Origin of the sequence: Paenibacillus sp. J31TS4 (assembly GCF_018403265.1) — a bacterium.
In the GTDB taxonomy this organism is placed as follows: domain Bacteria; phylum Bacillota; class Bacilli; order Paenibacillales; family NBRC-103111; genus J31TS4.
This window is the reverse complement of sequence record NZ_BOSI01000003.1, coordinates 32,152-47,077: the sequence shown is the minus strand read 5'-3', so window position 1 is coordinate 47,077 and position 14,926 is coordinate 32,152. Positions and strand designations below refer to the sequence as shown.

General features: G+C 46.7%; 8 protein-coding genes. All 8 read left to right on the top strand.

Annotated elements, in window-relative coordinates; genetic code table 11:
• Window positions 1–21 precede the first annotated feature (21 nt).
• The 8 genes from KJS47_RS15175 (at window position 22) to KJS47_RS15140 (ending at window position 14,591) form a co-directional block, all read left to right on the top strand.
• Window positions 22–1,251 (top strand): amidohydrolase family protein, encoded by a 1,230-nt coding sequence (locus tag KJS47_RS15175; RefSeq protein WP_213525927.1) that lies wholly within the window; start codon window positions 22–24, stop codon window positions 1,249–1,251.
• Window positions 1,252–1,274: 23 nt separating this feature from the next.
• A complete protein-coding gene (locus KJS47_RS15170; protein ID WP_213525926.1) occupies window positions 1,275–2,495 on the top strand; it encodes an amidohydrolase in 1,221 nt (406 codons plus the stop codon).
• A gap of 137 nt (window positions 2,496–2,632) precedes the next feature.
• Window positions 2,633–3,343, top strand: a complete 711-nt coding sequence (locus KJS47_RS15165) for a DNA alkylation repair protein (protein WP_213526318.1) — start codon at window positions 2,633–2,635, stop codon at window positions 3,341–3,343.
• A gap of 650 nt (window positions 3,344–3,993) precedes the next feature.
• Complete coding sequence (locus KJS47_RS15160; protein ID WP_213525925.1) at window positions 3,994–5,052, top strand: hypothetical protein; 1,059 nt, start codon at window positions 3,994–3,996, stop codon at window positions 5,050–5,052.
• 11 nt (window positions 5,053–5,063) lie between these two features.
• Window positions 5,064–7,076 carry an McrB family protein gene (locus tag KJS47_RS15155; RefSeq protein ID WP_213525924.1) on the top strand — a complete coding sequence of 671 codons (2,013 nt, stop codon included), beginning with the start codon at window positions 5,064–5,066 and terminating at the stop codon, window positions 7,074–7,076.
• Window positions 7,060–8,877 carry a DUF2357 domain-containing protein gene (locus KJS47_RS15150; RefSeq protein WP_213525923.1) on the top strand — a complete coding sequence of 606 codons (1,818 nt, stop codon included), beginning with the start codon at window positions 7,060–7,062 and terminating at the stop codon, window positions 8,875–8,877. Before KJS47_RS15155 ends, KJS47_RS15150 begins: the two co-directional genes overlap by 17 nt.
• Before the next feature lie 577 nt (window positions 8,878–9,454).
• On the top strand, window positions 9,455–12,208 hold the full coding sequence (locus tag KJS47_RS15145) for an MrcB family domain-containing protein (protein WP_213525922.1): 2,754 nt from the start codon (window positions 9,455–9,457) through the stop codon (window positions 12,206–12,208).
• Window positions 12,180–14,591, top strand: coding sequence for a restriction endonuclease-like protein (locus KJS47_RS15140; protein WP_213525921.1), 2,412 nt, complete (start codon window positions 12,180–12,182; stop codon window positions 14,589–14,591). Before KJS47_RS15145 ends, KJS47_RS15140 begins: the two co-directional genes overlap by 29 nt.
• Window positions 14,592–14,926: the final 335 nt, after the last annotated feature.

Sequence of the window (14,926 nt, the reverse complement as noted above, 5' to 3'; positions counted from 1 at the left end):
GCAGCGAAGGAGGAGACGGAAGTGGCGGACAATGCTTGCTGGTTAACGAATGTGCGGTTGGAAACCGGCTACCATTATGAGAATGGTACCGTAACTGGGACAGCAACAGGGCTATTTCATGTACAGCTTTTAGATGGGAAAATCGGTGAAATCGTTCCAGCGGATCAACCTTTGGATACGAATCTGCCTAAACGGGATGCAAATGGATCTCTCATGCTCCCCTCTTTTCGCGATATGCACATTCATCTTGATAAAACGTACTACGGAGGTCCATGGAAAGCACCAACGATTGCCGTTAAGGGACTTCTGACAAGGCTGGAGGAAGAACAGGAATTGCTCCCGCGCTTGCTGCCCGTTGCCAAGGAAAGGGCGGAGAGCTTGCTGGACTTGCTGACCCGTGCCGGTTCGACCCGTATTCGTACCCATTGTAATGTCGACCCGATCGTGGGACTGAAGAACTTGGAAGCTACGCTTCAGGCCGTAGAAGCTTATAAAGAAAAGGCTTCGGTTGAAATTGTTGCGTTTCCGCAGCACGGATTATTACGCAGCCAATCCGTTTCCCTCGTAAGAGAGGCGTTGAAAAGCGGTGCTGCTCTGGTTGGCGGCGTGGACCCCGGAACGATTGATGGCAATATCGAGAAGTCGCTGCAAACGGTCATGGAGCTTGCGGTGGAAGCCGATGCGGATATCGATCTTCATATCCATGAACCCGGCCATCTTGGCATCTTTACCTTTCAACGATTGGCGGCGCTCACGGAGGAAGCCGGGTGGCAAGGAAGAGTCAACATCAGCCATGCTCTGGCGCTGGCGGATATTTCTCCGGAAGAGGCAGGTCAAGTGGCAGACCTGCTAGCAGGTCTGCGGATTACGATTACGTCCTCCGTTCCGCTTGGAAGGACCATTCCGATCCCGCTCTTAAGCGAAAAGGGTGTGCAAATATCCCTCGGGGACGACAGCATCACGGACCACTGGTCTCCATTCGGAAAAGGAGACAGTCTGGAAAAAGCGGGAACATTAGCAGAACGATTCGGCTTAAAGGATGAACGTTCCCTGGGACAAGCACTCAGGTATATTACGGGCGGCGTAACTCCGTTAAATCCTTTGGGCGAACGCATGTGGCCCCATGTCGGAGACGATGCCGATCTCGTTCTCGTGGATGCAAGCTGCTCCGCCGAAGCGGTTGCAAGAAGAGCAAGGAGGGTCGCGGTTTTCTTCCAGGGCAACCTGGTAGCCGGAGAACTTGACTCATAGCACTTTAGAAAGGATGGGTTTCTATGAATACTGCCTATTGGTTAACCAATGCCCTGTTGGAAACGGGTTTTGAGATGGACAACGGAGTGATTACGGGGACCAAAACCGAATGCCATCATCTCTTGATCCAGGACGGGAAAGTGGCGAAGATCGTCCCAGCGGTTGAGCCCGTTCCGGATGGACTCCCTACCAAGGATGCAAAACGGCTTCTGGTGCTGCCTTCCTTCATCGAAAGCCATTGTCATTTGGATAAAACATTGCTTGGTGACCGGTGGCGTGCGGTAACCCCTGCAAGCAATATTTTGGAACGGCTTGAAATCGAGAAGCAAGTCCTTCCTTCTTTGCAAACCCCGACGCAGAAACGTGCGGAACAGCTGCTTGAGATATATTTAAGGTCCGGTGTCTCGCATTTGCGTACTCATGTCGATGTTTATCCGGAGGTTGGACTGGAAAATTTGGAACAAGTAAAGCGAGCGCTGCAAACCTTTGAAGGGAAGCTGTCCTACGAAATCGTTGCTTTTCCCCAGCACGGGTTATTGCGTTCCAAGTCGAAACAGTTGGTCAGGGAGGCCCTTCGCCAAGGAGCAAGCTTCGTGGGCGGGGTCGACCCGGCCACGGTAGATGGGGATCTCGAAGCTTCCTTGCAGCAAATGGTGGAGCTGGCCGTAGAAGCAAATGCGGGCATTGACCTGCACTTGCATGACGCCGATCATCTTGGTGTGTTCACGATCAAACGATTGGCCCAGCTAACGAAGGAAGCGGGCTTGCAAGGTAAGGTTGCCGTCAGCCATGCCTTTGGGCTGGGGGACATCTCGCAAGCGCAAGCGGAAGGCATGGGAGAGCTTTTGGCGGGTGCCGGGATCTCCATCATTACCAGCGTGCCGATAAACCGAAAGTTTCCGCCAGTCGGTTTGTTACACAGGAAAGGTGTCCAAGTTGCCGTCGGCTGCGATAATATATTTGACGTTTGGTCGCCTTTTGGCAATGGGGATATTCTGGAACGCGCCGGTCGCTTGGCGGAAATATCCGGATGGGCCGATGAGCGGGCATTAGCCCGGACGCTGCAATTTATTACCGGCGGCAAGACACCGTTAACGGAACATGGCGAGAGAGCTTGGCCACAAGTCGGTGACGATGCGAATCTGGTGCTAGTCGAAGCTTCCTGTTCGGCAGAAGCGATCGCAAGACGTTCGATACGGGTCGCTACGATGTTCCGAGGCGATCTCGTGGCAGGTTCGGTTTAATGGGGATTGCTGCATTGCGTGGGCGCCGTCTTTCGGCGGTGTTGCTGACAAGCGTATTGTGATTTGTGATAGGCTAGATGAGTGAATTTAATGGTTATACTCTTGACGGCGAATCCGCCGAAGAAGGGGGGGAAACAATGGATTTTGAAATGGTGATGCAAGAGCTTGAAGCTCTCGGCAAGGAACGGCTCAAGAAGATGTATATCTCCAACGGCGCACGTGAACCGCTTTTTGGCGTGGCGACAGGCGAGATGAAGCCCATCTTCAAGAAAACAAAAATCAATCAACCTCTGGCCGAGCAGCTATACGCGACAGGAAACTACGACGCCATGTACTTTGCCGGCATCATTGCAGACCCCAACGCGATGACGGAGGCGGATTATGACCGTTGGATGGATGCGGCTTATTTTTACATGCTGTCCGATTATGTAGTGGCCGTAACGCTAGCGGAAGCAGATATCGCCCAACAGGTTGCGGATAAATGGATAGCAAGCGGCGAAGAGTTGAGAATGTCGGCGGGCTGGAGCTGTTACTGCTGGCTGTTAGGGAACCGTCCGGATGGGGAATTCTCCGAGGACAAACTTGCCGGTATGCTTGATCGGGTGGAACGCACGATTCATGATGCTCCCGAACGAGCGAAATACGCGATGAACAATTTTATATACACCGTGGCTGTCTCTTATGTGCCGCTCCATGATAAGGCCGTAGAGACGGCTAAGGCAGTAGGTCCGGTAGAAGTCAGGGGCAAGACCAAAAGCAAGAGTAAGCTCATCCACGCTTTTGACAATATTCAAAAGGCTGTAGATAAAGGGCAGATTGGTTTCAAGCGCAAGCATGTCAGGTGTTAGATTCAAGTGGGTTACACAGTATGCGGTGCATGTGTAGAGTGTTGCCCTTCTTGTACACGAATAAGAGCTATAGAAATGATATACCCCCCTTGATGAGCAAGGGGGGTATGATCTTTTTTATGCTCCGTTACGATATCGAAACGAACTACCGCTTTAACAGAATCTTAATCCTGATAAGTTTTGCCGAAGGCTAGCCGATGTTATTGTTTTTAGAGTCATGAAAATAAACGAACCTTGAGCCTACGTTCCGTTGGCTAGTTTATTTTTGAGATGTAGATATGGTAAACACTTGCGACTTGACGGAATTAACCCTCTGACTACAGAGAATCCGATAGCGGGCTGTACATGTATGTTGTTGGCGAGATAGTAGAATCTATACCGGATAAACATAGATATATAAGTAAAACAGAAGTACTTATTATTAAATCGGGGCTAAATAAGAGTTCAAGCCTTATTTCGACACTTGAATATCGTAAAGCAGGACATTTGTCATGTATGGTAGAATAGAGTGATGTGCTTAATGGACTATATGATGTAAGGAAATTATTGCCTTCACGCGCTTCGAGGGTGATGATGAGGCTGGTAAGCCTGGTCATGATGCAATTTCATATCTTTTACCCGAAAATTAACCCAATGAGGTGTTCAGACTAGTGAACAAGCAAATGTTGAAATGGATCCTAGGTGAGCTAGACGAGGCGGTACTTCTCAATCTTGCAGTAGTGACCGCAACGAAGGTCAAGGGCTTTCGGGAAATAAATAAAAGCAATATCAAACTAGTGAAACCACAAATCTTGAACGAACTGCAAAAGCCGACTAAAGCCGCAAGACTGAATGGTGGTCTGCGTCACTACATAATAAAAACACAACAAGAAGATGACATAAAGAGCTTGCGACAGAAGAATCAAGAGGAGCTAACAGAGCTCATTATGAGCAACACATATACTCTGTCAGACGTGCTGATCATGCTGATCACAGGGGATGATAAGGAATACCAACTAGAACTCGCTGAGCGGCTCTTTACTTCGATGTTCCAAGAGGGTAACAATTTAGTGCAAGTTGAATCCTCAATGGACGAAACTACAGACGGAAATGAGGACATATTTGCAGCTCAAGCCGAAATAGCAGCAGAAGCTGAGAAGAAGATACAGAAGTTAGAAGAGCAATTCTTGAAGGAGAAAGAAAAGAATAGGGATCTCCAAACCATCATCGACGAATTAAGAGCCAAGCGTAAGACTGAGTCGCAAGAATGGCGCAAAGAACGCAAAACGTATACAGACGAAATCAAAGGACTAAAATCGGAACTCGAAACGAAGGGTACAAAATTAGAACAACATGAAGTCCTAATAAATAGACTAAAAGGTGAAATCGATAGTCTCAACCAACAATTACTTCATAGTAGCATCCCCATACTTGACACTATTTTTGCACAAACCGAACAATTGCAACCACATAAGAAACCGAGAGTTATATTACTAGGAGAATTGATTCCATCTTCCATTATGAATACGCCAAAATTAAACATAGAATTAATCACAAACAGTCAGCTTGAGGATTTCCTCAAACAAGACGTACAGGCAGATGAAATCTGGATGCTCTCCTTCCAAATATCGCCTCAGAAGCAACGAAAAGTACGAAACGCAATTGAGCACAACAAATACATCGAATTTGCAACAATTCCGGAACTTCAAACATACATCAACAAAAGGTGAGGGAACACAGTATGAATAAGGATTGGAACGCCGACTTTGTAGGAATTCTAGCAACAGAAGAAGATGTACAGAAGCGCCCCATTATTATCAACTCTCAGAACTCTCTTCAATACTTTGTGAAGTTGATATCCGACACACCCTATGGCTTTCCGAATGTAAGTCTATTTACTTGTTATTCAAGTGATCTGGGGCGATATGGATTTGAAGACGATTATTTCCGGCCTGACGATGAACGGAAAGAGAAGCTTGAGCGATTCTTGAACGATTATTTACTAGTATTTCGTCCACAAAAGAGGGTACTTCCGAACCATAATGAGATTTACGTGGGTAAAGAAGTGAGACTCATTCGCAAATCCGATAGCTATTTGAGCGGCTCGACGTTTATCCCCGTTCCTGTGTTTAGCGAGGAGCAGCATGATATGGATTTCGATGAATTTATTAGTAAAATACTAGGCAACAAGTTTATCGGACGCATAGAAAATATATCTACGGAGACAAACGATACGCCACAATTCATTCTGTGGAAACAGCAAGATAGGTACAAGATTGTTGGAGAGTTTGATAAGCATCAATATGCGCATGGGGGCTACTGTTTGAACGTGGCCGGGAAATTAAAGGTACGTGAAATTGAGGATCAGTGGCTAGAGGACTGCTACGGGACTCCTGAGAATCAGACGCTTATGTTCGTACCGCTTACAATCTATCAAAATCTAAGTAGTAACTATATGACGGAAATGGATCAAGTAGAGAGCGCACAGACGGATGAACTTATCCAAGCCCGAGTTGCTATCCCACCGGAAGAGTCGCAAGTTCGGACGAAACAACCGGACCCAACTCCTGTTGTGGAGCCTGCTGAGGAGAAGGGGACTAGTCAAGACGAAGCAGATGTGCCGCTTCAAGCGGATTCTGAAGAGAATCGGTTTATGGACCATTTTTTACAAGTAACAAGAGAGATGGGACTGCAGTATTACGAGAAGGATTTGTTCAACTTTCACACAGCGGTGAAGTCCAATATTCTCAACATTATTGCTGGGATGAGCGGTACGGGAAAGTCTAGACTGGTCCAAGCCTATGCGCGTGCACTTGGGCTCGACGACGATCAGTTCGTGATTATTCCTGTGCGTCCGTCTTGGACGGATGATTCCGACCTAATAGGATACGTGGATGCTATGAACATGGTATATCGACCAGGAGACTCTGGGCTGATTAATACGCTCATACAGGCGCAGAAGGAAGAGAATCGCAAGAGTAAGCTATATCTAATTTGCTTTGAAGAGATGAACTTAGCGCGTGTGGAGCACTATTTTTCCCAATTCCTATCTGTCCTAGAGATGGATCCACAGCGTCGTTTTCTGCGACTGTATAACGATGATTTAACGGGCCGATTGTACAATACTGCACAATATGAGCCAGTGATTACGATCCCAGAAAATATTATGTTCGTAGGTACCGTAAATATTGATGAATCAACTTATCATTTCTCAGATAAAGTACTAGACCGGGCGAATATCATTACGCTAGACGTGTTGCCTTATGCAGGATTAAAGCACTTAGGTCAAAAAGAGCGCAAACAGTCACGTGAGCTTCAAGGTCGGAAGTCCTCCTATTCCTTCGAGGAATTCAACAAGTTCCGCCAGCCGGAAGGCTTCTCGCTAAGCGACCGTGAGGCTGAATTCTTCTGGGAGTTGCACCGTACGCTGAAAGAGGAAGTTAAAAATCTTGGTGTAGGCCCGCGGGTTGTAAAGCAGATTGAGGTGTATATTCGCAATCTACCGGAAAATCCTCACACCTCGAGGAGAGAAGCACTTGACATTCAAGTGGTGCAACGTATCCTAACGAAGCTAAGAGGACCAGAGGGACTTCTTAAAGATTTAATCGGCAAGGTGGATGCAAGTGGGGAAGTAGTAGGCAGTAAGTTGGTTGATCGATTGAACGAGTTTAACGATATCTCTGATTTCACCGAAACGAGAAAGATGCTGACTCATAAAGCGAAAGAGTTGAAGATCAATGGTTACACCATCTAACCCGTTGCCGTTCACCTTATCTTTTCAAGTGGGTCATACACTAGAGACGGTTGAGTGGTTCTACGAGGAAGAACAGGACTTCTATGCACATATCGAAGAACCATCCGTCGTCCTAATCGAAAATCTAGAGATTGTCGTTAACTTTACGTCATCAGATGATAATGCAAGGATGTATATGTATGGGCTCGAGACAATTCCGTTCCGTGGAGTGGAAATTGATGACAAAGGTGAGGCTTATATTTTCCCAAATGAGGGTGCGGTACATTTATTCAATAAAAATTATTACCCACTAATTCCGGGTACGTATCAGATCCGAGTCGAGATTGGAAACCAGGTGTGGTATGCTCCTTACGTCATTCGGCCCAAACAGCTCTCCACATTGCAACTTGATCTAATGAAGGAACAACTGGAGGAGACCATTCGCGGGCTCGCTCTTGATTTCATAAATAAGCAGATTGCCAAGGGACAGACTCTCGGGAAAGCTTTGCCACCAAGATTGTTGATGCAATTCATGATTATTTCGAAGCATTTCTCCAACGTCATGACTGCGCTAAGTGATCTGTACACAAAGGTGAATTTCCATACTCGTAAGGAGTATGAAACCGTCCGTTCCGATCGGGCCAACGTTGTGGATGAGGTTACGATCCGCAATCGCTTGAAGCACCCAGAACTAAAGGGTTTTCTGAAAGTTCCTGTGCGAACTATCAATTACGATCTGCCGGAAAATGTCTGGATTAAGCACATTGTAAAACGACTGATTACGGTATTAAATAATTTCGTTGTCTCTGTAGAACAGTACGCGGCAGACTTACAGGAGGAAATCAATCAACTCAAGCAGTTTGAGTATCAAGATAGCACCAAGATCGTTTTGAAGCAAAAGGCGAAGGTATACGAAGAGTTACTGGAGTATGTGGAGATGGTGCAGCGGATGAAGATCGGGTTTCAGCTCATCACCTCCGCGCATTGGTACGAACAGGTGCAAGAAAAGCCTTTGATTACTGTACCGTATGTACTGACGAAGGACTCCCGGTACCGATCCATATACATGCTGTATCGTGAGCTTCAGGACGACGAGCTGGAAATTACGCTAGATTCCCTATACTCGTATCAATGGAAGCGGACAGATAAGCTCTATGAGATGTGGGGCTATGTGGAGTTGCTACGGATTCTAGAGGATCTGCTGCATTTTAACCCGGTTCGAGGATGGATCTACAACCTACACTTCAACGGGGATGGGATGCTCATTCCTTCTCTGCCTCCGGGGGAACGAGTGATCCTCGAAAAAGGCGAAATTCAGTTGCATTTTATCTACGATGGTGTCGTACCTCTAACCAGTAAAGAGACTGAGATGTTTATACACCCTCTCTACGTGCGTCAGCAATACAATCGCCCAGACGCTCGGCTCGATGTGTATAAGAACGGCGTCTATTATGGGTCTATTATGATGGACTTCAAATATCGACCTCGCCAAAATTTCTGGGAGAAGGACCGGATCAACACGATTGCACGTACCCGAGAGATGAACCAACTAATCGCCTATAGTGACAGCCGCTCTAATTATCTCTATGGAGAGGACAGACCTAGCACCACTGCATTCCAACGGCTCAGTCCTGTTGCAGAGGTGTGGGCATTTTATCCTGTGAAGGAAGGTCGCCAGGTACGACCAACTTCATCCGCTGACCATAATTTGAGATTGATCCCATTTAGTCCTGGGGTAGGGAATGATCATGTATTGCATGAGTTTGAGCGTATCCTTGAGCAACTGTTTCAAGATAGTGCAGGGTTCGTGGGGAGTTTGTAACATAAGAAGGGGAAAGATTTCCCAGATGATATTTGATTCCGAAGGCTACAGGGAAACGTGAAAATTAGGTATTTACCTGTTAAAACAAAGGGTGCTACTGTTACAGACGACGAAAAAGGTCTTTACTCATTCACAATAACGTTGTAAATGCGAGCTAACATTACGTTCTAAGGCGATTAAATTGATTCAAAAGGCTATAGATAAAGGGCAGCTTGGCTTCAAGCGCAAACATGTAAGGTGTTAATCCAAGTGCGTTTCACTCAGCAGGCGGTGCGTGTGGAGTGCTGTGCTCTACTAGTAAGGAACGATTAAAAAAAGGATGACTCAGTAATAGCTCCTCAAATGAGGGGCTTCTTTCATTTAGGAAGCAAATGTAGGGCGTAATTATTTATAGATTTGGCGCTGTAGATTATGGACAAAATTCAAGGCAAAGATTATTACAGCTCTATATCGTGGAGCTGATAAATACAATTCGCCTTTTCGCCCCAAGTCTGTACCAGATCGCTTCTCGTCTAAAACGGAAACTAATGATAATATAAAAGTATAAATTTGGTAGATCTAACGGAGGCCCTTCACCATGTCATTACCGATCGAGCTCTCCTCGATATTTCGAAACAAACAGAAATCCTATAAGATGGTCCTTATTTTATCGATGATCGACGAATACCGCGAGACCCAACGACCATCGATGCCGTTCAGCCAAGTGGCAGAACGGTTTTTGTCGTATTTTCGGAAGAACGATGAGGAGTCTCATCCAATAGACGAGCCCCCTACCGGGTTAGCTCCTAATTGGGCACAATTTTCATTAAGTCAAACCAAGTCTTTACTCAAAACACCCATGGATGCTTTATCAGCGATCCTGGCCTGGAATTCTCAACAACAGACCCTTTCGTTCAAGCCCGCCATCTGGAACTCCCTCGATGAAGAGGGAATCGAAGAGCTTAGGCAATATGCATTGACCGAATTAGAACAATATAACAGCCAACTGCTCACAGGGTTTTCGCTTCAACAAACTCTTGCTCAAGTCATGGACACCTATCTTGAGGCTAAGAGAGAGCCGCTTACGAATCATCCGTTAGGCACGTTGTTCAGACAAGTGCTTCCAAGAGAGCTTATGAAGCTACCGTTCCTTGACGACAGCTACAAGATTCAAGGATCGATTGGTCAAGGGAATTGGGCAACAATCCCCTGGATTGCGATCCTGGACAAGAGGCTCACGCATACTACGCAGCACGGTGAATATATCGTCTATTTATTTGCGGAGGACATGAGCCGGGTCTATCTGACCTTGAATCAAGGAGTCACACTACCTCTTCGTGACCGAGGGAGAAAAGAGGGCTATCAGTATCTAGAGCAAAAGGTTCGCGAAATGCGGGATGTGTTGCCTTTAGACGATATGCAAAAGGATGACAATATCCAACTCACTTCCAGTGGCCTTGGTCGGGATTATCAGGTGTCCACGGTAGCCTATATCTGTTATGAAAAAGGCAAGCTACCGGACAATGACCAACTGTTAGCGGACTTGGAGAATATGATGACGAACTATAAACTTTATGCCGATGAACTGCAGAGGGATAAAGAACCTGAAGGCAAGCCAACTTTTAAGTATACGATGGCTCATCTCCATTTGGGACATGGCGTCCTTGCCTATCTAACCAACATGCACCCGTCTCTAGTTCCACTAGACGAGCTTGTGGCCCATTCGTCTGAAGTTTTGTACTCAGGCGATCAGGTGAAAAATCCGAGAGACCGGATTCAGCTTGTAGCTAGAGCGATGCACGAGCTGGGACTACTATCTTTTCAAGAGGAAGGACTTGGCTTGACGTCATTGGGGGTGGCTTATGTTGAAGCGTTTGAAAGCAACCTTTGGTTGTTAAGCCCGCAGCAAGCAGAGCTCCTACGTAAGCAAATAGATCAAGCAGACCGCCATTCCACCAATCTCCTTCAGGTCCTTCAATCGGCTGCTTCTATCGCTCAAGAGCTGGGCTCTTTTTCGATGGAGCAATTTTGTAGTCACTTTGTCCCCGCGATGGATCTGCAGGAGCAATGGGGGCAGGTAACCCAAGAAAGCCGATCGAGGTTTATGCTGAATTGGCTACAACAGCTTCGCTATATTAGCAAGTCCGGAGACCTTTACAGCTTTCAACAAGAGGAGAGGGAAGACGTGGAGGAGTTGTCCGTTCAAGAGCGTCTAAAGGCGATCAAGTCCTACATCCAACTGCGAGGCTTCCATTATCCTGGCTCTTTGATAGAGAATCTTTATTTGTCGTTAAAGACCAAGCCATTCGTTATTTTGGCGGGTGTATCGGGTACCGGGAAGACCAAGCTCATTAAACTATTTGCTGAGGCGTTAGGGGCGACCAGCCAGAATCGTCAATTTACTCTTATTCCCGTCCGACCGGATTGGAGTGATCCCTCGGACCTTTTGGGCTATAAGGATTTGGCAGGAGTGTTTCGGCCGGGACAGCTGGCCGAGGTTTTGGTTGAGGCTGCTAAGCCAGGAAACCGGCACAGGCCGTATTTTGTTTGCCTAGATGAGATGAATCTTGCCCGAGTCGAGCATTACTTTAGCGATCTGCTCAGCATCATAGAGACGACGGAATGGCGGCAAGGGCGCATCGTGACGTCTCCCCTTATTCAGGGAGAGTCACTGGGAGAGACCGATCGCCAGGTTTATGGAGATTTATCTCTTCCGGATAATGTCTACCTAGTGGGAACGGTCAATATGGATGAAACGACGCACCCCTTCTCCAAGAAAGTGCTCGACCGTGCTAATACGATCGAATTTAACTATATCAATCTGCAGCAATACCCTAGTGGAGAGGTGAGTGAGCGAGCAGAACCTGTTCGTGCGGTCTCTAACTCCTTCTTGCGAAGTGAGTACTTGCAACTCATTGATGGATACCAGGACTACCAGGAGCTCGTTCATAAGACCACGGAGAAGCTCGTGAAGATCAATTCAATTTTGGAGCAGATTCATGCTCATGTTGGGTTCCGGATTCGGGATGCCATTTGCTTCTATATGATCTACAATCAGCGGTTCCAGCTACTGGATGAGGATGAGGCGTTTGATTTGCAATTGCTCCAAAAGCTGCTCCCCCGGGTGCAAGGGAGCAATCAATCTGTAAAACGAGTCTTGCTGCAATTGATGCAAGGGGCATTAGGCAAATCGTTGTCCATTAATGAGCTTCTAGAGGATGCTTCTGAGCTGTATCAAAAATGGACAGGGGCGAACTCGCAGGAAGCCAAATATCCCCAGAGTGCGCGCAAGATTGCCTTTATGCTACGGAGGTTAGAGGAAGATGGATATACCTCATACTGGCTCTCTTAATCAAAGCGTGGAATTGCTCCGAGTGGAGACCAACCTGTTCAATTTGTATATACAGGGAAAACCTTTCCATCCTACTGTAGAGTCCTTGCAGTTACATCGATCAGAAGAAAGCGGAGGGATACAGGCCCTATTACAGGTACGCGCTCTCTCCCCGTCACTGATTATTGAATCTATGGCCACTTTTTCGTCGGAGAGTGGCCAATTAGAGGAATGGGAAGGGGAGCCCCTTTGCTCTCCTCTCTTTTATGAAACACAGACTTATCTACTAGTTATAGAAAAGAGGCAAGACTTGCCCCTCGTGTTTCACCATGACAACCTACATCTGCGGCAGGCGGTGAAGCCTTTAGGAAAGTATATCCTGTCAGGAAATTTGAACTTCCAGAATGAGGTGGGCTTAACCGAGCTTGAGCTACGTATGCATGGACAAGTGATCCTTCGTATGGAGCTAGAAATCTTCCCATCCAAGATGGATTATAAAAGCGATTATCAAGCCATTCTGAATGACGTGAATCAGCAGATTTACAACTTGTCCTTTGATTTTATGAGGAAGACTTATCATTTGACTGGACTACGTGAGACACGTAGTCAAAGCTTAACCGAGTTTTTTACTTTATTGCAGCATGTGTTCGAGCAATTGACGCAAGCTGTCGAGCGTATCAAAAATGCCCCTCATGCGAGCATGCAGGCGGATCATCGAGTAGTAGATACTGCGCGAGTGAAACGGGCGGGGAAGGGAAACATTCCCTTTCTCATAAAACATCCTCATTTGTTATTGCGCGATGACCAGCATGGCTATCTGTCTATCCAAGGGCAACGTTACTCCCCTTCACACGTGTTGGAGACCAAACGACATATAGATTTCAACACGCATGAGAACCGCTTCGTTCGTTGGGTGCTTCTTCGGATTACCAGCAGGCTTGTCCAGCTGAGCTCTCGTCTTGTAAAACAGGGGCGCCCGAAAGATCCTCTCTTGGTCAAGAGGATCAAGGAGATGCAAGGGCAGCTTCAAAGAATATTGAAGTATGATTTTTTACAGGTGGGGGAGATGAGGCACCTGTCCATCACCCTCGTTCTTCAGATGGCTACAGGGTATCGGGAGGTCTATCGCTATTACCTGCTCTTGATGAAAGGACTATCTATCCAAAACGACCTAATGCGATTGTCTATGAAAGATGTAGCTCAGCTATACGAATACTGGTGTTTCCTTAAGATTCATGATTTGTTGAGCCGGAAATATGAGTTACTAAAGCAGGACCTGATCAAGGTGAACCGAAGCGGCTTGTTCGCCACCCTAGACAAATCTCAGCAAGCCAAGATGGTGTACCGCAATCCGGCCAACGGAGAAGTGTTTACCCTTTATTATAATGCTCTGCCTAGAGGAGATCGCAGCCCAACGTTATCCCAGAGGCCAGACAATGTCCTCACTTTGAAGAAAAACGATGCAGCGACAGAATATAAGTACATTTTTGATGCTAAGTATCGCTTGAACCCAGCTTATGAAGGGACCACTTATTACTATAAATATACTACTCCGGGGCCTGAGGAAGAGGATATTAACACAATGCATCGATATCGAGATGCCATTGTGTATATGGACGAACAGGATCGAGATTATGAACGCAGCATGTTTGGTGCTTATGTTCTGTTCCCCTACCAAAATGAGGAGCAATATGAGAACCATCGGTTTTACAAGAGCATCGAGCTAGTGAATGTGGGGGCATTCCCCTTCTTGCCTAACGCGACCCGCTTGTTGGAAACATTTCTAGATGAGCTCATCTTGGATAGTCCAGAAAAGGCCTACGAACGTTCCACCCAGCCCCGGGGAACCAAAGATTATTATCGTAACAAATGGAGTGGGAAAAATGTCCTCGTAGGCTCGCTAAGAGGGGCCTCTCAGTTAGAGGCCATTCTTGAGCATGGATTCTATCATATGCCCCTAGCGAATATTACCGACCATCGCCTGCTTACTCAATTGGAGTATGTAGCATTGTATCAGTCGAGAACAAAATTCTCGTCCACAGGACAGCCGGGGATTCATTGGTATGGGCGGATCTCGGAATGGAAGGTCTTGAGGCGGAAAGAGATCGAGGAGCTTCCTCCTAAAGCAGGGACGGAGGAGAAACTATATGTCAAATTTAGCATTAATCAATGGGAGAGAAGGAAGGCGCCCATTGTCCCTGGGGGACGTGGGATTTATACGGCGCTGTACACTTCAAAGTATATGTTTGACCGTGCGCGCGAGATTGCTGAACTTAAGCTGGAAACCGAAGAGGATTTGATGAAATGGCGCGAACAGCGTAGGGTTGGACGTGTTCAGGTAGAGTTGGATCATGAGCAAGTAGACCTGGCTAGACACGTGTTGGGTGTTCATTTGAAGAAATGAGATAGGTGGAGATATTTCATTAGAGGCAGAATTTGTAGGGGTATTAACAAAGCTTAATGTTCCGGTTGTTTCTATTGTGTTTATGTTGTGCCCTTAGGCCAGGCTCCTACTTTGTAGGAGCTTTTCCTTTTATGTGTAACACCTTTGTCCATCTAACTGATATACAAGAAATTTTCAGACGTATCAGCAGGCACGCTTAGGCTGTGGCAAGACTAAGCAGCGAAGCACACCTCAAAAAGATTTTCTCAAATCCCAACTATTTATACCGCCTCCTGCGTCTTGCACTTGTCGAACACGAACTCAACAGGAGAATGCTTCATACAGAAGAGCGTGCA

Bases quoted from the DNA above. Each gene is read 5' to 3' on its own strand.
- KJS47_RS15150 (WP_213525923.1), top strand. From the start codon at position 7,060: ATGGTTACACCATCTAACCCGTTGCCGTTCACCTTATCTTTTCAAGTG.
- KJS47_RS15140 (WP_213525921.1), top strand. From the start codon at position 12,180: ATGGATATACCTCATACTGGCTCTCTTAATCAAAGCGTGGAATTGCTC.
- KJS47_RS15170 (WP_213525926.1), top strand. From the start codon at position 1,275: ATGAATACTGCCTATTGGTTAACCAATGCCCTGTTGGAAACGGGTTTT.
- KJS47_RS15145 (WP_213525922.1), top strand. From the start codon at position 9,455: ATGTCATTACCGATCGAGCTCTCCTCGATATTTCGAAACAAACAGAAA.
- KJS47_RS15165 (WP_213526318.1), top strand. From the start codon at position 2,633: ATGGATTTTGAAATGGTGATGCAAGAGCTTGAAGCTCTCGGCAAGGAA.
- KJS47_RS15155 (WP_213525924.1), top strand. From the start codon at position 5,064: ATGAATAAGGATTGGAACGCCGACTTTGTAGGAATTCTAGCAACAGAA.